This is a genomic window from Vibrio sp. DW001 (assembly GCF_029016285.1).
Lineage (GTDB): Bacteria > Pseudomonadota > Gammaproteobacteria > Enterobacterales > Vibrionaceae > Vibrio.
The window spans coordinates 2,025,721-2,046,232 of the sequence record NZ_CP091975.1 but is presented as its reverse complement, the minus strand read 5'-3'; the positions used below and the strand labels follow the sequence as shown (position 1 = coordinate 2,046,232).

At 42.4% G+C, this 20,512-nt stretch carries 19 protein-coding genes; 11 read left to right on the top strand and 8 right to left on the bottom strand.

What is annotated here, in order from left to right:
* The first annotated feature begins 215 nt into the window (after positions 1-215).
* Positions 216-1,736, top strand: a complete 1,521-nt coding sequence (locus L3V77_RS09395) for an aldehyde dehydrogenase family protein (RefSeq protein WP_275133905.1) — start codon at positions 216-218, stop codon at positions 1,734-1,736.
* Between the two features lie 204 nt (positions 1,737-1,940).
* Positions 1,941-2,849, top strand: a complete 909-nt coding sequence (gene mak, locus L3V77_RS09390; protein WP_275133904.1) for a fructokinase — start codon at positions 1,941-1,943, stop codon at positions 2,847-2,849.
* A gap of 45 nt (positions 2,850-2,894) precedes the next feature.
* Here the strand turns inward: mak and L3V77_RS09385 are convergent, their stop codons facing one another.
* From L3V77_RS09385 to L3V77_RS09370, 4 genes are all read right to left on the bottom strand, one after another.
* The gene (locus L3V77_RS09385; RefSeq protein WP_275133903.1) at positions 2,895-4,121 is read right to left on the bottom strand and encodes a DEAD/DEAH box helicase; all 1,227 of its coding nucleotides are present in this window, start codon (positions 4,119-4,121) and stop codon (positions 2,895-2,897) included.
* Positions 4,122-4,157: 36 nt separating this feature from the next.
* Entirely contained in the window at positions 4,158-4,634 is a 477-nt protein-coding gene (locus L3V77_RS09380; RefSeq protein WP_275133902.1) for a DUF1456 family protein, read from the bottom strand.
* A gap of 262 nt (positions 4,635-4,896) precedes the next feature.
* Entirely contained in the window at positions 4,897-5,259 is a 363-nt protein-coding gene (locus L3V77_RS09375) for a cupin domain-containing protein (RefSeq protein ID WP_275133901.1), read from the bottom strand.
* A 15-nt stretch (positions 5,260-5,274) separates the two neighbouring features.
* Positions 5,275-6,576: an FAD-binding oxidoreductase gene (locus L3V77_RS09370; RefSeq protein ID WP_275133900.1), complete on the bottom strand. Its 1,302-nt coding sequence runs from the start codon at positions 6,574-6,576 to the stop codon at positions 5,275-5,277.
* Between the two features lie 193 nt (positions 6,577-6,769).
* On the opposite strand from L3V77_RS09370, the gene L3V77_RS09365 reads away from it, so the two are divergent.
* The 5 genes from L3V77_RS09365 to L3V77_RS09345 all read left to right on the top strand — a co-directional run bounded on the left by L3V77_RS09365 (position 6,770) and on the right by L3V77_RS09345 (position 11,874).
* Positions 6,770-7,273, top strand: coding sequence for a universal stress protein (locus tag L3V77_RS09365; RefSeq protein WP_275133899.1), 504 nt, complete (start codon positions 6,770-6,772; stop codon positions 7,271-7,273).
* A 65-nt stretch (positions 7,274-7,338) separates the two neighbouring features.
* Positions 7,339-8,250, top strand: coding sequence for a tripartite tricarboxylate transporter substrate binding protein (locus L3V77_RS09360; protein WP_342752073.1), 912 nt, complete (start codon positions 7,339-7,341; stop codon positions 8,248-8,250).
* 51 nt (positions 8,251-8,301) lie between these two features.
* Entirely contained in the window at positions 8,302-8,889 is a 588-nt protein-coding gene (locus L3V77_RS09355; RefSeq protein WP_275133897.1) for a hypothetical protein, read from the top strand.
* A 23-nt stretch (positions 8,890-8,912) separates the two neighbouring features.
* Positions 8,913-10,412 (top strand): tripartite tricarboxylate transporter permease, encoded by a 1,500-nt coding sequence (locus L3V77_RS09350; protein WP_275133896.1) that lies wholly within the window; start codon positions 8,913-8,915, stop codon positions 10,410-10,412.
* Between the two features lie 55 nt (positions 10,413-10,467).
* On the top strand, positions 10,468-11,874 hold the full coding sequence (locus tag L3V77_RS09345; protein WP_275133895.1) for an aldehyde dehydrogenase family protein: 1,407 nt from the start codon (positions 10,468-10,470) through the stop codon (positions 11,872-11,874).
* Between the two features lie 89 nt (positions 11,875-11,963).
* Here the strand turns inward: L3V77_RS09345 and L3V77_RS09340 are convergent, their stop codons facing one another.
* Positions 11,964-12,683 (bottom strand): helix-turn-helix transcriptional regulator, encoded by a 720-nt coding sequence (locus L3V77_RS09340; protein ID WP_275133894.1) that lies wholly within the window; start codon positions 12,681-12,683, stop codon positions 11,964-11,966.
* A gap of 409 nt (positions 12,684-13,092) precedes the next feature.
* On the opposite strand from L3V77_RS09340, the gene L3V77_RS09335 reads away from it, so the two are divergent.
* On the top strand, positions 13,093-14,199 hold the full coding sequence (locus L3V77_RS09335; RefSeq protein WP_275133893.1) for an alkene reductase: 1,107 nt from the start codon (positions 13,093-13,095) through the stop codon (positions 14,197-14,199).
* A gap of 84 nt (positions 14,200-14,283) precedes the next feature.
* On the opposite strand, the gene L3V77_RS09330 is transcribed toward L3V77_RS09335, so the two are convergent.
* Positions 14,284-15,309, bottom strand: a complete 1,026-nt coding sequence (locus L3V77_RS09330) for a C45 family peptidase (protein ID WP_275133892.1) — start codon at positions 15,307-15,309, stop codon at positions 14,284-14,286.
* A gap of 140 nt (positions 15,310-15,449) precedes the next feature.
* On the opposite strand from L3V77_RS09330, the gene L3V77_RS09325 reads away from it, so the two are divergent.
* On the top strand, positions 15,450-16,343 hold the full coding sequence (locus L3V77_RS09325) for a LysR substrate-binding domain-containing protein (RefSeq protein ID WP_275133891.1): 894 nt from the start codon (positions 15,450-15,452) through the stop codon (positions 16,341-16,343).
* A gap of 95 nt (positions 16,344-16,438) precedes the next feature.
* On the opposite strand, the gene L3V77_RS09320 is transcribed toward L3V77_RS09325, so the two are convergent.
* Entirely contained in the window at positions 16,439-16,630 is a 192-nt protein-coding gene (locus tag L3V77_RS09320; protein WP_275133890.1) for a hypothetical protein, read from the bottom strand.
* A gap of 255 nt (positions 16,631-16,885) precedes the next feature.
* Between L3V77_RS09320 and L3V77_RS09315 the strand changes: the two genes are divergently transcribed.
* Both L3V77_RS09315 and L3V77_RS09310 read left to right on the top strand, forming a co-directional pair.
* Positions 16,886-17,902 carry an IS110 family transposase gene (locus tag L3V77_RS09315; protein WP_275133889.1) on the top strand — a complete coding sequence of 339 codons (1,017 nt, stop codon included), beginning with the start codon at positions 16,886-16,888 and terminating at the stop codon, positions 17,900-17,902.
* Between the two features lie 281 nt (positions 17,903-18,183).
* A complete protein-coding gene (locus tag L3V77_RS09310; RefSeq protein ID WP_275133888.1) occupies positions 18,184-18,594 on the top strand; it encodes a ribosome recycling factor family protein in 411 nt (136 codons plus the stop codon).
* A gap of 47 nt (positions 18,595-18,641) precedes the next feature.
* Here L3V77_RS09310 and L3V77_RS09305 read toward each other — a convergent pair whose 3' ends face one another.
* Positions 18,642-20,447, bottom strand: a complete 1,806-nt coding sequence (locus L3V77_RS09305) for a GGDEF domain-containing phosphodiesterase (RefSeq protein ID WP_275133887.1) — start codon at positions 20,445-20,447, stop codon at positions 18,642-18,644.
* Between the last annotated feature and the right edge of the window lie 65 nt (positions 20,448-20,512).

Here is a 20,512-nt window from a genome sequence, read left to right as displayed (position 1 = left end):
GACAGTTGAACAAAGTGAACAGGGTATTGTTGGGCGATGTTAGCCCGCTGCTAGTTAATGTTAATTATATGTAATCATACTGTTACTATTTAATTACAGCAAGTTCTAACATGTTGGCGTGTGAATTGCGTTACAGATGTCAGTGTTCAATAAAAATAGAGCACACAACAAACGATGAAACGAATGATGAAATGTATCTAAAGGAAGGATGACCTATGATTTATGCTCAGCCAGGAACGCAAGGTTCTATTGTTAATTTCAAATCTGTTTATGATAATTATATTGGTGGCGAATGGGTAAAACCTGTCAGCGGCAGGTATTTTTCAAATCTATCGCCAGTAAACGGAAAAGAATACTGTCAGGTTGCCCGTTCGGATGAAGCGGATATTAACCTAGCGTTAGACGCTGCGCACAAAGCAAGAGATGCATGGGCAGCGACCAGCGTTGGTGAACGTTCAAATATGCTGCTGAGAATTGCTGATGTGATAGAGCAAAACTTGGAAGAATTAGCCGTCGCCGAAACATGGGAAAATGGAAAACCAGTTCGAGAAACATTGAACGCTGACCTGCCTTTAGTGGTCGACCATTTTCGTTACTATGCAGGGTGTATTCGGGCACAAGAGGGCAGCGCTGCTGAACTCGATGCCAATACAGCTGCCTATCATTTCCCTGAAGCGATAGGGGTTGTAGGTCAGATTATTCCATGGAATTTCCCGATGCTAATGGCTGCGTGGAAACTCGCTCCTGCGTTAGCGGCGGGCTGTTGTATTATTTTAAAACCCGCAGAGCAAACGCCAGTGTCGATACTTGTTCTAATGGAAAAAATAGGTCATTTAATACCACCTGGCGTCCTCAATGTTGTTAATGGTTTTGGTAACGAGGCAGGTCAGGCACTGGCAACGAGTACCAGAATTGCTAAATTAGCTTTTACTGGTTCGACAACTGTTGGTCAACATATTTTAAAATGTGCGGCAAATAACCTTATTCCATCTACGGTAGAGTTGGGTGGTAAGTCACCTAATGTATACTTTGAAGATATCTTCAATTACGAAGATGAGTACTTGGATAAGTGTGTTGAAGGCATGTTGTTAGGTTTCTTCAATCAGGGCGAAGTGTGTACATGCCCATCTCGTGTTCTTATTCAAGAATCTATATACGATAAATTTATTGCGAAAGTGGTGGAAAGAGCGAAAGGTATTCAGCAAGGCGATCCTTTAGATCCGAACACTCAAGTGGGAGCTCAAGTCTCCAAAGAACAGTTCGATAAAATACTGGGTTATTTGGAGATAGGTCGTGAAGAAGGCGCTCAAGTACTCATTGGTGGTAGCGTAGCAAAACAAGGTGACGGTCTGAATGATGGGTACTACATTCAACCAACGTTGCTTAAAGGCCATAATAAAATGCGCGTTTTCCAAGAGGAAATTTTTGGCCCAGTTATCGCGGTTACGACCTTTAAGGATGAAGCAGAAGCACTGGCTCTTGCAAATGACACTGAATTTGGGTTAGGTGCAGGGCTATGGACTAGGGACCAAAATCTTGCGTATCGAATGGGACGCAAGATAGAGGCAGGGCGTATTTGGATAAACTGTTATCACGCTTATCCAGCGCATGCGGCTTTTGGTGGGTATAAGAGATCAGGTATTGGTAGAGAGACGCATAAAATGATGCTAGATCATTATCAAAATACGAAAAACCTATTGGTTAGTTATGATATTAATCCTTTAGGGTTCTTTTGATTTTCCTAGCTTATAATCTGTACTAATAAATAATAGGCCGCTTTTGCTGCCTATTATTTATACCATTGCCTTTATTCAGTACTGGTTTAACCTCAAAAATAATTCTTCAACGCCATGACTACCCGCACAGATTCTATCTGCTAAATACGCCACAATATTTTCCGATTTCCCATCAACAACTTAAAACCAAAAAGGAAAATTAGTATGCGCATTGGGATAGATTTAGGCGGTACGAAAATCGAGGCCATTGCTCTTTCAGATAAAGGTGAAGAGCTGTTTAGAAAACGAGTCGATACCCCAAAAGGTTCTTATCCTGATACGCTTCACGCGATTAAAGGCTTAGTGGTGGACGCAGAAGAAGCTACGGGACAGACAGGCACCGTTGGGCTTGGGATTCCTGGCACGATCTCTCCGTATTCTCAAAAAGTAAAAAACGCAAATTCAGTTTGGCTTAATGGAAAGCCACTCGATGTAGACCTAACTATTTTGCTTGGGCGTGAGGTTCGCGTCGCCAATGATGCGAATTGCATGGCTGTATCAGAAGCGACAGATGGCGCGGGTGCTGGGTACAAAATGGTCTTGGCCGTAATTATAGGTACGGGTGCAGGTGCGGGTATTGTCGTTAATGGTGTCCCACATGCTGGTGGTAATGGTATTGGCGGTGAGTGGGGGCATAACCCGCTACCATGGCAAGATGCAGAAGAACGTGAAATTGCCGATGCTACCCCTTGTTATTGTGGTCAACACGGGTGCATTGAGCAGTTTGTGTCTGGAACGGGACTGTGTGCCGATTACGAACGAAGAACAGGTAAGTTACTTAAAGGGAAAGAAATTTCAGATCTGGCGGACAAGGGGGATGAAACAGCATTGCTCACACTCGAGGTTTATGAACGTCGACTCGCGAAATCTATCGCCAGTGTAGTGAATTTACTCGATCCGGATGTTGTTGTCTTAGCTGGCGGCGTATGTAACGTGACTCGATTATATAGTAACGTCCCTAAGATTCTGCCAGAGTATACATTTGGTGGGGAATGTCATACACCCATAAAAGCAGCCATCCACGGAGACTCAAGTGGTGTACGTGGTGCAGCATGGTTATGGGCTCAAGAGTAAGGACATGTTGCTTAAAAACCAAACGGTTCATAGAGGATAAACGTACTATCGTTTATCTTTCCCTTGGAACTGTTTAACGCTTTTTTTGTGATTGGTGCGTCGGTTGGCTTTTTTGTCTCTCGGCGCACGTTTACTTTCGCCTGTTGATGGCTTGTCCGTAATTGGAAATTCGGCTAACTGACTAAGCGATAATTCTCGTTTTGTAAATTGTCGAATCGCATCCAGATAGTCACTTTCCGCGTGACAAACTAATGATATGGCGCAGCCTTGCTTTCCGGCGCGTGCTGTACGGCCAATTCGATGAACATACACCTCAGGACTAGACGGTACTTCAAAATTAATCACGACCGGTAGTTCTTCAATGTGAATACCGCGTGCAAGAAGGTCGGTGGCGATAAGAACCTTGACCTTGCTTTGTTTAAATAATTGAAGTGTCTCTTCTCGCTCCGTTTGACTTTTATTGCCGTGAAGCACGGCTGTTGAAATACCAGCTTTGGTCAGTTTTTTGTTTAGCGAATCAGCACTATCACGTGCGCCAATAAACACCAACACTCGTTGCCAGTTGTGTTGTTTTATCTGTTGTATTAGAACCTTCGCTTTGCTGCCTTTGTTCACCAAATAAAGAGATTCGTCAATATGTTCTACCACACTATTACTGGCATGGGCTTGAACGCGTACGGGGTCAATGAGTAGCATGCTGACTTTATTTTCTAGCTCTGGTGGTAAGGTGGCGGAGAACATGACCGTTTGACGTTGAGCCGGCAGTGTATCTAATATCGCATTCAGGTCTGACCAAAACCCCATATCCAATAACCGATCAACTTCGTCGAAGATTACCGTGTTGACTTTATGTGTCTCAACGGAACCTTCATTGATTAACTCAAGCAGTCGTCCGGGTGTGGCGACGATGATCTCGGGGTTGTGAGATAATTGTCTAATCTGCTTCTCTTTGTCTACACCACCGCAAAGGCAGATCGAATGTATATCAACCTGTTGTGCTATTGACGAGATAACTTCATTTATCTGAGTAGCGAGCTCGCGAGTGGGTACCAAAATAATAGCCTGAGTTGCATGGCGGTTGTCTTTGGTTTTTTCTATCAGAGGTAACCCGTATGCCAGTGTCTTTCCGCTTCCTGTTTGTGCTAATGCAAGTAGATCGTGACCGCTCATCATCTCCGGGATAGCAAGCGTTTGTATTTCTCTTGGCGTAATAATGTCTGCTGGTAACGCAGACACTATATCAGAACTTAGAGGCAGTTTAGAAAATGGCATGGATGTACTCTTCTTAATGGATAACAACGATAAGGATTAACCTTCGTTGGTGTCTTCTGGACGAAGTTTACGTTGAATACCCATTAGGAAATTTCGTAATATTTGATCTTTGCATTCACGGTAATGTTTGTTGTCTGGTTTGCGGAAGAAAGAGCTTAGTTCGTGCTTACTCATAATAAAGTTAGCGACTTCCATTGTTTCCAGAATATCTTCTGCTTTCATGTTTAATGCGATGCGAAGCTTCATGAAAACCATGTTGTTGGTTAAGCGTTTTTCTGGCGCAGGTTGTTCGCCTTCACGTTTCCCACGCTTAGTATTAATTAAACCATTCAAGAAAATAGCCAGTTCGGTGTCGACCATTTTAATATAGCTTGGGTCTTCTTCTTTCTTGAGCCAGTCACTGATTTGAGCGCGAGTTACTGTGTGGTCAGCGGCTGCAAATATTGCGATCATTTGAGAATCTTTAAAGTCGAAGGTGTAGCGAATGCGGCGTAAAATATCGTTATTAGTCATAATAGCTCCTAATTTATAATGTGGTCTTAGCAACCAGAAAGTGTGATGCCTAAGTTTAATTGCGCGCACTTTAACACACTGAGCCAAGCCAATACACAGTGGATGTCAGTCTAATGTTTCGATCCCCTAGCAATGAAAAACCAATTTAATATTTCATCCACATTGAGTGATGACAAGTAACCGTTTATTTAGCAAAAAAAACGCACCTAATATGCGTTAGGTGCGTTGGTTTCAAAATACCATCTTGTAACTATGTGACGTATTAACTCGCTACCGATAAGTAGTGTTTAATAAAATGGTTAGAGATAATGTGCCATTCGATTCTGCTGCCCTGCGCCACAAACCATGAATCGCCGGGGCCAAAAGTAGATTCCTCACCAGTGTCTACATTCTTTAGCTTCAACTTACCTTCTATAACAGTGGCATGCTCCGTGAATGGATATTGCATAGAGAAGACACCTTTCGTACATTTAAAGATACCGCAGACCACGGTGTCTTCCGGGGCGCCGTCAACCATGGCTATGCTAGCCTGCGGGTCACCTTCGATCACGGTAGAGCCTAAGTTTGTGACACTGCCTATCTCTGCCATTTCAGGCAACGTTCCATTAAGTAATAATGCTTTCATTGTTTTCTCCTTAGCTTAACGACGACCCGTCCAATAACCGGAAACTTGATGCCACACCTTACCGCTCGTTAGGAGGGCGGGAGCGATGTAATCTTTTCCAAGTACATTTACATGAGGGATGTTACTGATTAACTCATAGCGTTCGGTTTTTTCACTCATACCTTCCGCAAGAACTTTACATACGATGTGGCTAGGGGTGACCCCAAACCCAGAATAACCTTGGACATAAAACACGTTCGAGTGTTCTTTTAATGTACCGACCTGCGGGAATAGATTTGCGCTGCAACAGAGTGGTCCTCCCCACGCGAGATCAATGTTGACCTTATCTAAGTAGGGAAAAATTTTCAGCATTTGCGTTCTGTTCCATGCCTTTAAATCCTTAGGAATATATTCTAATGCGCGTGTTGCTGCGCCAAATAACAACCTATTTTCGTTTGTAACTCGGTAGTAATCGATCACTGGACGAATATCGCTGTATGCGCCGCGAATTGGGCTTATTTCTTCAATTAACTCGTCAGATAGTGGCTCAGTGGCGAGTTGAAAAGCGTAAGTGTTGATGGTCTTTCCGTGTATCTCTGGTTCCATTCCATCAAGGAAACCGTTGCAAGCCCATAGCATTTTCTTGGCCTTAACACTGCCAGTTGGTGTTTTCACCGTTATGGTTGAACCGTAATCGACCGATATTGCCATCGAGTTTTCGAATATCGTCACACCATATATTTCGCTGACGGCCTTTGCTTCACCAAGCAACAAATTTAATGAGTGAACATGACCCGCGCCCATATGTTTAAGGGCACAGCTATAGGCGGATGACCCTACGACTTGCTTTATTTCAGATCCTGTTAAGAGCTGGATATCTTCGTCTGGAGAAACTGAGGTAAACTCTTTTTCCCATGCACGAAGCGTCTTTTCTTGACGAGAGTTACTGCCTAGGTAGGCGTAGCCATGACGGAAGTCGGCGTCGATATTATACTTGTCGACACGCGCCTTAATTATAGCGGCGCCAAGGTTACCTATCTTAAACAGCTCTTGTAACCCCTCTGGACCAACGTGCTTTTTCACCGTATCTAAGTCATGACCTAATCCAGCCATGATTTGGCCACCATTGCGACCTGTGCCTCCGTAACCCAGATAGCGCCCTTCGAGAATTACCGTGTTTGTAATGCCTTTTTCAGCTAATTCTAGTGCGGTGTTAACGCCCGTAAAACCGCCACCAATAATGACAACATCTACTTCAAGATCTTCTGTCAATCTCGGAAAGCTTAAGTCATATTTTTTGGTAGCAGCATAATAAGTAAGAGAATCTAAATGCCTCATCTTAATTCCTTTTATTGTGCTTCAGACCCATTTATCTAATCACGCTCATTTCAATGCGGCTATCAGCCGTTAGGTTGATATGTAAAATAAAAGTAAATTCGTTACATAATTTTAACGTTTCATCCTTATGGTTGATTTCTTTCTGATCTAACATCGCCTGTAATGAATCGGTCATTTAACGATGGAACACACAATGAGCAACGAAATTAACGTCATTATTTACGCATCAGATATTGGTGAGGGCAGCCGAACCGCTTTTCATGTGGCAGTGAAGGAGGCGATCTCTCATCATGCAGAGATCATCTATGTGCATGCCGTCGATAAGGTGAACAAAATCACCCCAGACGCATCTCATTCCCTTTTGCCAAAAAATATCGAAAAGAGTCATTCTGCGCAGCATAAAGAGTCGATAATTTCTAATGTTAGAAACAGAATCAATCGTTTTGTGACAACAGAACTTTCCACATTAGAGGCATTCCCACACTTTTCAATCCATATCCAGTTTGGTTCGCCTGAAGAAGTCATCGTTAATGCTTCTAAGCAATACAACGCGGGAATGATAGTGATGGGGAATAGGGAAGTGAGTGCGTTATCAAGGGTCTTTCTCGGCTCAACCTCGCACAAAGTATTACAAGAATCAGTTGTTCCGGTCTTGATCGTGCCTATAGTCAGTACCAAAAGTCACAAGGTAAATTAAAGAGATCACTTAGGATTGTTTAAATATAAGGAATTATCATGAACAAAATTGCTATTTTTACTTGGATGATATTATCAATACTGTTGACACCAATGATGGTCAATGCAGCCGATTACCCCAATAGACCTGTAAAATTTATTGTGCCGTGGCCTCCTGGCGATCTCGAAGACATTCTTACCCGTATCATTGCTGAAGAGATGTCGAAGGAAACCGGCAAGCCCGCCACCGTGGTCAATAAACCGGGAGGTGGCGGTATTATTGGTGCTTCTGAAGTCTCAAGAGCTCGAAACGACGGTTTAACGATTGGTTCATTTGTGGCGGACCTTCTAACGACTCAAATCTTGTCTGGCAATGCGCCTTTTGATCAAAATACATTTGACCCTGTTGGAATCTTCCTAGACTACCCGTTTGTCATCGCGGTTAAAGCTGACGCACCATATAACAATATGAAAGAGTTAGCTGAATTTTCTAAATCGAATCCGGTCTCTCTTGCACACTTTGGTTATCAAGCACTTCCAACGGCGATCACGTTTAAAGCAGCGGATGAAATTGGTCTTAAGTTCTCATCAAATGCGCCATTTGATTCTATCAATTGTTCGACGCTTGCAAATGGTGACGCGACCGTAATCAACACCGTTACACAGACCATACTTTCATGTCTTAAATCTGGTGATGTCAAAATAATTGCGTCTATTACCCATGAACGACTAAATCTCAGTCCAAATGTCCCGACACTTGAGGAGCAAACCGGTATCGCTCAAACAACGTGGAACGGTCTATTTGTTAAGAAAGGAACGTCGGAGAAGATTAAAAACCGTATTGCGGAAATAGCTCAGGCAGCGTTGGCTACCGACCGTGTAGCTGAAATAAGTGCCAGCACCGGCGCGAGCGTATTCTGGATTGGCGGTGACCAAGCTCAACAAGTGATTGCAGACGATTATGCTAGTGCCCAAGGTTTATTGGAATACATGAACTAAGTCAAATGGACGAAATAGTGTTCAATTTCGTCCTACCTAGCAGGAGGCTCCATGGCTATTGAGAACAGAGAAAAAACAAACGATAAGGTAAAGGATGAAACGTCCACTGATAGTCAGTCATCGTCTCATTATTACTTTTACTTATCCTCATTTTTAGGGTCGTTGACGCTTATTCTATTACAACCTATGCAGGCAAAAGAGGTGGTAAAAGCACATGGATGGTACACCCAACCTTTTGTATTTCCTTTTGTCGGGTTGTATATCATTTTAACATTTAGTGGCATTTATTTGCTGTTCAATACGGCTAAGAATATTCACTGTCTTAAAGGTATTAACCCGGTCGAACTCGCATTCTCTGCTATCAGTAAGTACCGAACCGCTATCATTATTAGCCTATTTTTTATGTTGTATATCCGTAGTTTGTCTGTCATTGGGTTTGCGCCGTCGAGTTTGATTTTCATCCTTACCATGCTTTGGATAAGCAATTTGTTTACCCGGTTTTGGGTATCAATTTCAGCCATATCCGTTGTTGCTATGGTGCTGGTATTTAGAGTTCTGGTTAATTTTTGGCTACCTGATGTTTGGCTCTATTCTCTACTGCCTGCGCAATTCTCTGAATTTGCAAATATGTATTTATAAAACCGACCGAGTGATAGAAAGATATGGATATTATACTTCTTGGGATAAATGAAATTGCCACGTTGAACGTCATGTTAGCGATTGTTTGTGGTGCACTCTTAGGGGTTTCTATAGGCTCTATTCCGGGCCTAGAACCTGCAGGAGTAATTGCTATTTTGCTTCCTCTCACTTTTACGTTAGATCCTCTTCCGGGTGTTACTTTATTACTCGGAGTCTATGGCGGTGCGTGGTATGGCGGGGCGATTCCCGCTATTTTAATGAATACGCCAGGTACGCCCGTAGCCGTGCTAACGACGTATGACGGTTATCCAATGACCAAAAGAGGTGAGGGTAAAAAGGCACTTTCTATTGCGTATTCCTCGTCATTTATAGGCGGTATTATCAGCGTACTTTCTTTGGTTCTCCTTGCGCCAGTATTATCCCAAGTAGCCAATCACTTTGGGTCTGCTGAGTTTGCTATGTTAGCCGCGCTAGGCATGATCTTTGTTGTGATGGCACATTACAAACAAGCTTTTCCTGCCGCTATGATGTTAGGGCTGGGTATCTTTCTAGGTTCAATCGGCATTGACCGCTCTTACAATACATTAACCTATACGTTTGGTCAGGAATGGCTTTTGGGTGGTATCCCGTTGGTGCCTACCGTAATTGGTCTTTTCGCAATGTCACAAGCGTTCGTTCTTCTATCGCAAAAAGGGAACGATTCACAGGTCACAAAGTATGAAGGAAAAGGCCGCTTTTCAGGCATGGTAACTGTATTTAAATATAAATGGACGGTTCTACGCTCCGCCGCTTTAGGTGTGGTTATGGGGTTGCTACCCGGCGTAGGGGAGTTTGGGTCTCAGTTCTTCTCTTATACTTTGGCCCAGAAGTTTTCCAAAAATCCAGAGAAATTTGGTCAGGGTGCAGAGGAAGGACTTATTGCATCGGAGACGTCTAATAACGCGGTTACTGCCTCGGTTATGATTCCATTATTGGCGTTTGGGATCCCTGCTGACGCACTTATGGCGATGCTGCTCTCTGTTTTTATGGTTCACAATTACATACCGGGACCAACACTATTTGCGGAGAAACCAGAGTTCATATCCGGTCTCTATATTTCATTGTTCCTTATAAATATTGTTGCTTTTTTGTTCCTAACATTTACCAGCAAATGGATAGTTAATCTTACCCGTATTCGAGGCCGCTTTATCGGTGCGCTTATCCTTGTGCTTGGTTTTATTGGGAGCTATAGCCAAAATTATCAGTTTTCTGATGCGTTGATAGCGTTAGGTTTCGCTGTATTTGGCTACATTTTAAAACGGGAACATATTCCAGCAGTACCTATCATACTCGGTTTAGTTTTAGGGCCTGTTTTTGTTACCCGCAGTAAGCAAGCATTGGGCGTATCTAATGGTGACCTCAGCATCTTTGTAGACCGTCCGATTAGTCTAGTGTTGTTAGGAGTGATAGTGCTTTCCGTCACTCTATTTATCTTCAGTTTAATTAGAGAAAATAAATCTAAAGCGAAGACTGTCCATGTGTAAACGCGAAACAACAAGCTCGTTAACGAACAGCGATATTATAGAGAGGAATAAAGTAATGAATAAGATAGGATTAACCATAAATGGCTGTTCAGTCATGGGCGAAATGCCTTCAATGAATGTAGTAAACCCTGCGAATGAAACGATCGCTTTCAGTGCACCAGCGGCTTCTATTGCACAGTTAAATACAGCAGTTGAGGCGTCACAGAATGCCTTTAAAGGCTGGAGCCAATTGCCTCAATCAACACGTGATACCTATATCAACGAAATCGCGAACAAAATTGAAGAGAATGCAGCAATATTGGCCGAAACCATCGTAAAAGAGCAAGGGAAACCGTTGTCGCTTGCTCAGATGGAAGTTGGCGGTGCAATTGCGTGGACGCGACACGCGACCAGTATTGAGATCCCGGTCGAGGTATATGAAGATTCGCCAAACAAGCGCATTGAAGGACGACGCAAAGCGATCGGTGTTGTAGGATCGATTACACCTTGGAACTGGCCATTAATGATTGCAATTTGGCACATTATTCCTGCACTTCGCATGGGGAATACGGTAATCAACAAACCTTCTGAGTTAACACCGATTAATACCCTTTTGCTTGGGGAGTTGTTGCAAAATGTGTTACCAAAAGGGGTGTTTAGCGTACTTTCTGGCGAGACTTCACTCGGCAAAGCGATGAGTGAGCACAAGGGCATAGAAAAGATAGTCTTCACTGGTTCTACTCAAACCGGGCAACATATTATGAAATCCGCGGCAGGTAACCTGAAAAGGCTAACTCTTGAATTGGGTGGCAATGATGCTGGAATAGTATTGCCAAATGCAGATTTAAATGCGATTGCAGAGGGTATCTTTGGTACCTCCTTTATAAATATGGGGCAAACATGTGCGGCGTTGAAGCGCCTTTATGTACATAAGTCACAACATGATGAGCTTTGTCAGTTGCTGGCAGAGATAGCTAACAAGCAAGTCGTCTGTGATGGTTTTGAACCATCGTCTACGTTCGGGCCCGTGCAAAATATAAAGCAGTTAGAGAAGGTAATAGGTTTGGTGGAAGAGGCCAAAAGAGACGGTGCGACAATTTATGCTGGTGGTGCTAGGCTAGATAAAATGGGCTATTTTTATCCTCCAACCATTGTGGGTAACGCAGTTAATGGGATGGCAATAGTTGATCAAGAGCAGTTTGGTCCGGTGCTCCCTGTTATCTCATATGATGAGGTTTCCGACGCTGTTGCAATGGCGAATGATAGCGAGGTTGGCCTTGGTGGATCCGTATGGGGCGATGTAGACGCAGCACTTGTCCTTTCATTGCAACTAGAATGCGGTTCGGTCTGGATAAACGGTCATGCGGAAGTCCTCCCTCATGCGCCATTTGGCGGCTGCAAAATGTCGGGTTTTGGTGTGGAGTTTGGACTAGAAGGATTATTAGAAAACAGCTTATTACAGGTTGTAAATATCAATAAATAGTTCAGAGCGACATTAGATTTAACCTACACGCAGACTAGAGCGGTATTGAGACTTTAGCCTGCGTGGTATAAAAAATAACGTTTTTCACGCTATAAAATACATTTCGAACGGTACACTTTATTGATCATTTCTACTTTACTGTTTACTTTAAGCTTTGCAAAAAGATGCTGTAGGTGAGTCTTAACGGTTGATAGACTGCAGGTTAATTTTTGCGCCATCACTTTATTTGCCAACCCTTGAATAGCCAACTGGAGGACGACTCGTTCTTTATTGGTTAGAATAAACTGATCGCAAAAGTCATCAAAACTCAACTGAGTGACGGTTTTGAGTTGTTGACCTAAGCTAAACTCAATGTATCGATGAAGCGCTCCCAAACGGATGAAGTCATCCTTAGAGGGCGGATTAACAGACTGATCAAAAAATAAGGAAGCCCCACCGATTAGATTGTTATTATGATAAAAATAGAGCTCGACAATTTCTTGGACTTTCCATGGCTTAATGAAATCTTGGTAGTAGATATTGGAACGCTGTTTCATTGGAGAAACAAGGTCACTCATCTTTATTATTCGGTCTTTTGGGGATTTAAAATGTTCAGGATAAAGAGGGTCTTCTTTGTAGAAACCGTCTAAATATTCTCTATGCATCGATGGTTGAATTTTGGACGTCTGATAGCAAATTGGACGCGACCGTTCGTCAACAAGGTAACTTGCGAGCCTTGAAACATTGAGGCTTGAATCGAGCAGTAATAACATTTCATTTTGAAAATCATTTAGCTGAACTAGGTTGGCGCTGGTGCTGGAAATATTCATTAACTAACTCCGTCAATCCATTGTATTGATAACCAAAACAATATTCACTCCGTGAATTCAATTAGTCATTAACGGATAATATATCCGTTGATGTTCGTTTTTTATACCTATAGACTTTGGTTTTGTGATTTAAATGTAGTTAATTTGTTAACTAATTGTTTTCCTGTCTGCTGGCACTACCGTTTTTATTCATTTGACACATTGTTATCTATGTTTTCTTACACCGCCTAGTCATAATAGGCCTAGTTTGTTCTTGTCTCCCCATCGAAGTATCCGCGTATCAATGCCACCATATTATAACGTCAAATTATTGAATACATAATATTTGATAATTTCATGTTGGTATTGGTTGGCAGTACACTTGACCTACTGAAATAACTCAAGTTCGCTAATCTACAGGAATGACAAAATGAGCAACGCACTATTCCAACCAATAAAACTCGGTAAACTTTCACTTAAAAGCCGTATCGTCATGCCTCCGATGACCCGTTCGCGTGCCAGCCAACCAGGTAACGTTGCTAACCAGATGATGGCGAAATATTACGCACAAAGAGCATCGGCCGGTCTGATTGTCACGGAAGGCACACAAATCTCTGCAATGGGTCAAGGTTATGCTTGGACTCCCGGAATCTATACTCCAGAGCAAATTAGAGGGTGGAAGAAAACAACCGACGCTGTTCATGCCGAAGGCGGTACAATTTTCGCCCAGCTCTGGCATGTTGGCAGAGTGAGCCATCCTGATAATATAGGTGGTGAACAACCACTTTCTTCCTCTGCACTTACAGCAGAAAATGTGAAGGTATTTATTGATAATGGTACGGATGAGCCCGGCTTTGTTGACGTGGTAGAACCAAGAGCAATGACGAAAGCAGATATTAAACATGTTGTTGGTGAATATCGTCAAGCGGCATTAAATGCATTAGAAGCGGGTTTTGATGGAATTGAATTGCACGCTGCAAACGGTTATTTGATAAACCAGTTTATTGATTCTGAGGCAAATACTCGAGTGGATGAATATGGTGGCTCTATTGAAAATCGCCTACGTATTCTTAGTGAAGTGGTTAGTGCAATGACAGACGTTATTGGTGCTGATCGGGTTGGTGTTCGACTCGCGCCTTTTACCTCTCTGAACGGCACAGTGGACGCGACACCAGTTGAAACTTACACGGCGGCGGTGGGATTACTTGATACGCTAAACGTTGTCTATATCCATATCGCAGAAGTGGATTGGGATGATGCGCCCGAGACCCCAAAGGAGTTTAAAACGGCGGTTCGTGAAGCGTATAAAGGCGTACTCATTTACGCGGGTCGCTATAATGACGAGAAGGGTGCGCAGGCCATCGAAGAAGGTGTGACAGATATGGTTGGCTTTGGCCGCCCATTTATCGCTAACCCAGATTTTCCCCGTCGTATTAAGAATGGTTATCCATTAACGCTTCACAACCCTAACACACTGTTTGGTGGTTCAGAACACGGATTGACAGATTATTCAGAGTACAACCATAACCAAAATTAGAGATTAAGGTATCGATTGGCTTGCTTGTTAGACCAATCGACACCTAATAACGGAGCCTACGGTTACTCTTAATGTAAGGGTATATTAGCTTAATGAAAAACGCTGGCTCAACGGATCCTTAAAATCTTCCATACCATAGACTACTATTTCAACGCCTTCAGTACGTAAAGTGAATACACCGGTTGCGAGTGTATTTTCTTCATCTGGGTCATCCAGTTCGGTTCTGAAAATCGGCAGCGCATCTATCTCGATATCCTGCAGTATGTGAAAACATTGTTGCTCATCTATCGAATCAGAGTAGTGTTCAGCTAACGCTTCCATCCGGTTTTGTCTGCATTGGGAAGACTCGGTGATGATCTGTTTAATTGAACCAAGCTGGTTATGAACCAAATGGTTCGCATGAACGCATTTGGATTCTACTCTCTGCGCGGATACAGATTGGAAAGGGGCCTCCACGCTTAAAAGCTGTTTCGATACGGTATCTGCAACCGTATAATGGAACCCACCTGAACGCTGGTGATTTTCAAGCAAGGAAACGAACTCATCGCAATTCTTGGTCTCCAACAATGCACGAGATATCACCATTCTTGGTAGTCCGGTTCCTTGTTCTACCAAACGAATATTATTCACGGTATACACTAAGCCATGGCTATTCGCACAGAGAGTATGCCCAGGAATAGAACAAGGGTAGGCAAATGAAAATAGGCGTACGTTGTTATCTAATGTTGCGTTTAATAAGAAGCAGTGCCCTCGCAAGTTTGGATCGCCATCTTCATTATGAGCGACAATGACCCTGTCTGCTTTCTTGATAGCTATCGAGGTACAGCCTTCTGGTCCAGTTGGTAGTAAATCGCCACGGCAGTTCCATAACAAGATGTCTTTATAGTCTTGCTGACAGCCATCAGCTAACCCTTGTAGCTCTCTATAGATACGAGGAAAGTGTTGTTGTATCTGTTGGTCTACAGAAGAGAGCCAATCACTTTCACGCCAAGGCAGGAGTTGAGTAAAGTACAGACTGTTTTTTATGTAGGCAGCAAAGATAGACTTTCCTTCCTGTCCTAGTTTGTAGCCAAGTTCATAGGGGGTACCTTCAAAGGATATAATTCGCATACATCTTCCCATTACTATTATTTGCGTTAATTCTACCGCATTGAGTCGGAAAAAAAATTGCGAAATTGACACAATGCCTTTGAAGTCAACGTGTAATAAGAATAACCTTAAGAGCGGCGAATAATGGACGAAGCAAAGCGATGCTAAAAGGAAATGAACTGCCCTCAATAAAGGCGCTTAGAACATTTATTGCAGTGGCGAATAATATGAGTTTTTCGAAGGCAGCAGATGAACTCTCTGTGACGCAGGGCGCGGTAAGTAAGCAGATTTCGAGCCTAGAGCTGCAGCTAGGTCAACCGCTTTTCCAACGTCACATAAATGGTATCGAGTTGTCTAATGCAGGTAAACGTTATCTGCCAAAAATAGTCGAGGCATTAGAGATTATTCAATACGCTACCGCAAGTCTAATTCAAACCGACCAAGTGGAAGAAATACTGACCGTTAATGTGACCCCTTCCTTTGCTAGCCTATGGTTGATACCTCAAATAGAATCGTTCAATCAGAAGAACAAAAATATTCGCGTAAGAATTAAAACCGGTGATGGAATGGTCAAAAAGATGGATTTGGAAACAGAAATTATGGTCCGTTGTTTACCCATATCCAAGCACTACGAAAACGCCACTTTATTGCAAAAAGAAAACCTAGTATTGGTCGCGTCTCCTGTGTTATTAGAGAACGAAGGCGTCAAAACAATCGATGATTTACAAAGGCTTATCTTATTGCCTCATGTGACTAGGCCACATTTGTGGGAACAGTTCAAAAGGAAACGTGAGGTCGATTTTAGCTTCAATTATCACAGTGTTGCATTTGAGCATTTCTACATGTCCTTAGAAGCGGTAAAAAAGGGCGTTGGTTTAGCTCTGCTTCCTGATTTTATGGTCGATGCTCAGCTAGAAAAGGGTCAGTTAGTTAATCCATTTAATCTTTCAATGAAAACTAATTATGGTTACTACGTACACATACCAAGCTATAAACTCGCGTCACGTAAGATCTATGAATTTAACCAATGGCTGCAGGCTAATCTAGGTAATTAGAATCAAGTCATTTATGCAAGCTAACTGAATTCGGCTTTGTGTTGTCATCTGAGTAGATACAGATTAACGCCAAAATAACGATAAATTGCCGTCAGTTACTTATGTTCGCGCAGTAAGCTTTGCTCTTCAGCGGTAATAAATACAGGCTGCTCGCAGCATGGACAAACAAGTGGCTTTTGGTTATCAGAATGTACATCAACGGTCATATTACACGTTGTACAAACATAAGTGCCGATAGGGAAATTATGGGATGAAAGTGTAGATTGTGCATGTGGCTCATAGTCCATTACATCTCTCCTTTTAGTCTTTTCTTATAGTAATGTAAAAGGTTCCTCTGAATTTGTCTAAGGTGTATTGCTTAAGAAGCTGAATTTATAGACATGCATACCGTTTAGCGTAAGTACACTGGCTTTGATCCAACAAAAAATGTTACCTAGATCGACATAAGCACCAAAGTGGAAATGTTTGGGTATTTAATGAGATGGTACGTCCCTCCCTTCAGCTAAACTTGAACTGGTTTAGTCTTTAAAGGAAAGTGCCACATGAATAACTCACACATTATCGGAATCGACCTAGGTAAGAACTCTTTTCATTTAGTTGGTCATGACCAAGCTGGACATCAATTATTTAAGAAAAAGCTTACTCGCCAGAAATTACTAGAGTTCTTATCTTTCCATGAGCCTGTAATTATAGCCATGGAGTCGTGTGGCGGGTCTCATTGGCTAGCTAGAAAGTGCGCTGAACTTGGTCATACAGCCAAGCTAATCCCTCCACAATATGTAAAGCCATACGTTAAAACCAATAAAAATGATTTCATCGATGCTGATGCTATCGCAGAGGCAGCTTCACGGCCAACAATGAGGTTTTCTTCAGCAAAAACCGAATCAGCTCAAGTGGTATCTACCATTCGGAAAATTCGCAGCGGATATATTAGAGAGCGCACCGCTTGTATGAACCGAATAGGATCTATCCTTCTTGAGTTCGGGATAAGTTTGCCAAAAGGGCACGCTAGTATGAAAGGTTTATTCCAGTGGTTGGTAGATAAGAATCAACACCTTCCTCCTCTAATCATCTTTGAATTGAGTGAGCTACATGAACACTATCAGAACCTCAATGAACGTATAGACTCACAAGCAGACAAGGTCGAGAGAATTCTCGCTGACAATGAGCAAGTAAAACAATTACAGACTGTTCCTGGTATTGGCCCAGTTATCGCTAGCGCTTGTATATCAACTGTCGGTAATCCAAATGACTTCAAAAACGGGCGAAATTTCGCTGCATGGATCGGGCTTGTTCCTGTTCAATATTCTACGGGTGGCAAGTCAACGCTACTTGGGATATCAAAACGAGGAAATAAAGAACTGAGAACGCTATTTATCCATGCCGCAAGGTCAATTTTATGGAGAGATAAGTCGGTCGAAAAATATTTTGGTTCATGGCTTATTGAGCTTAAGAAACGAAAACCTTTTAACGTGGCCGTGGTAGCACTAGCCAACAAGATAGCCCGTATAGCGTGGGCAATTTTAGTCCATAAAAAATCTTTTGAAATAAGAACATAATCAGAATTTGCAATGAGAATTAAAGATGACACAACGGTTAGACCACCAGACTGAAGACCTGTTGCCCCAAACAGCAACTTAAAATGCTTTTCGTTTTGTGAGGACAGTCTGGCGCACACCTCATCATAGAGCTGAGACTAATGACAGTCTCTAATAGACTCTGAATATATTAGCGCAAATCAGCTCGTTATTTTTAACTCTACTTGCAATAACGGGACGTACCATATATTGGGGCATGTCGTAAGTATTCAACCCTGTTAGAATCAGCAGGACGTTTAGCAATGACACTGAGACCTGTGAAAGAGAACGATAATATACTGACCCCCTTACCATCCTTGATACATCGCATTGGTGGAGTAAGTGTTAAAGTGGCAAAACAATTAGTCATTGAGCAGGGGGGCGTGCTTAAACGAATTCGACGTTCAAGAAACTGGCAGCTTATTGCTGATCTAACCCAGCTTGAGAAAATTCTAGAAGAGTTGAAAGCTAAACACCCTGATAAGATGCGTTATATCATCGAAAAACTTGAAAAAAAACGGCTTGAATGTGGACCGCCTCCAGAGTCTAAGCAGGATAAATTGCATAGACTTATTACAGAGAACCCTAACGCGACACTTGCTGAACTGATGGTCGCAACGGATTGCACGGTTTCTGAAGCAAGAGGGGCTAGATTTAATATCGATCCATTCTAAAGTTACGCGGTTCTAAACCATATCGGTTTAGAATGACAAATACAGCGTTATATGCGATTTTGATTGTCTTCTATAAATGGCACCACGCCTTTGGCTGGAAGTGGTTTTGAGTAGTAAAAACCCTGAACCATATCGCAGCCTATTGAGGCTAGGTAATCCGATTGTTCAATCGTTTCGACCCCTTCAGCTATCACAGTTAGGCCTAAATTATGGCCTAAATGGTTTATAGACTGAACGATACTCTGATCTTGGCGGTTGGAGGTGACATTGGCAACAAATGAGCGGTCAATCTTCAAAACACTGGCCTTTAATTTTTTCAAGTAAGTAAAGGAAGAGTAACCAGTTCCAAAGTCGTCGATAGCAATGCTAAAACCAGCTTCAACTAGACGACCTAAAATAGCCATGATTTTTTCAGGATTTTTTATCAATATAGATTCGGTTACTTCCAATTCGATCTGAGTTGGCGATATCTGTTCGCTGTTCATTGTTGCAAGTGTTCGCTCGTAAAAATTAGGTTGTTCTATTTGTTGAACCGAGATATTTATTGAAATCCTTCCTTCGAACTTTAATCCTTCTGCGTGCCACTCGTTTATCTGTTTACAAGCATTGACGATCACCCAATGGCCTATGTCAGTAATCAAACCATGTTTTTCAGCTATAGGGATAAACTCGATTGGTCCGATAAAACCTAGCTCTGGTTCATTCCAACGGAGTAAAGCCTCTAGGCCCGTAACTCTCTTAGTGGAGAGATCGATTTTTGGTTGATAAACCAAGAAAAATTGCGCGTTTTCAATCGCCTTTGCTAGTTTTACAGAAAGTGTCTTTGCTCTGTCGTGTTCGTAACCTAGCGTTCGTGTGTACGAGGCATAACTTTGCTGAGTGCTCTTCGCTCTGTGCATTGCCAAATCGGCCCGAGACAATATCTCGTCTAAATTGTGGCCATCTATTGGCCAAGTTGATGAGCCAATACTCACACCCAAATAGTGTTCTCGACCTTGGATTCCGATTGGTTCGGAAAAGGATGCAATCAGTTTCTTTGCCAAAGTCGAGGTGCTATTTTCGGTCGCATTTCGATGTATTATGACAAACTCATCGCCATCTACTCGGGCTAAGAAATCGTTAGCAGACAACAACGTTGTTAAGCGTCTGGCGACCGTTTTTAACGCACCATCACCACAAAGGTGTCCGTGAGTATCGTTGAGTTCTTTAAACCGGTCTATGTCGGCAAATAGTATTGAAAAATGATTGTCGACAGTTGGTTTTACGCTGGCGAGAAACTCAGCTTCTTCAATAAAAAACGCGCGGTTTGGCAGTTCAGTGAGACTATCGAACTGAGTTAATTTTTTGACCCTATCCTCGGCATATTTCTGGGCCGTAATGTCTTTTTTCTCTGCTAAGAAACAAATGACGCTTCCTTTATCGTTCAAAATAGGGGATATAACGGCTTCTTCTATATATTGATTTCCATTACGGTGCACATTAATAAATACGCCGCGCCACTGATTGCCGGCCTGTAACGTAAGGTGCATATCTCTATAAGTATCTGACGAGGTTTGACTAGATTTTAGGACACGTGGGTTTTCACCAATAACATCTTCGAGACTATAGCCACTAAGCTGCTCAAACTTTTTATTTACATAGATAATGTTTTTGTCTACATCTGTAATAACAACGGCGTTCGAACTTTGATTAACGATTGAGAAAAACAGAGTGGAGTTTTTATCTGCGGTGATACCAATACGCTCAAGTTCTAGAGCAACGGACGGTAAGGTAGATGGTGCGAGAAACCCTTGTTGTAAGACATCAAATAATTGGGAATTCGCGAGCGGATCAATATCTTTTTTATATTTCATTGTCGTTACTAATAACCTTACGTTATTCAGGGCTCTAAGCAGGAAATAGGAATCTTAGTTGGCTC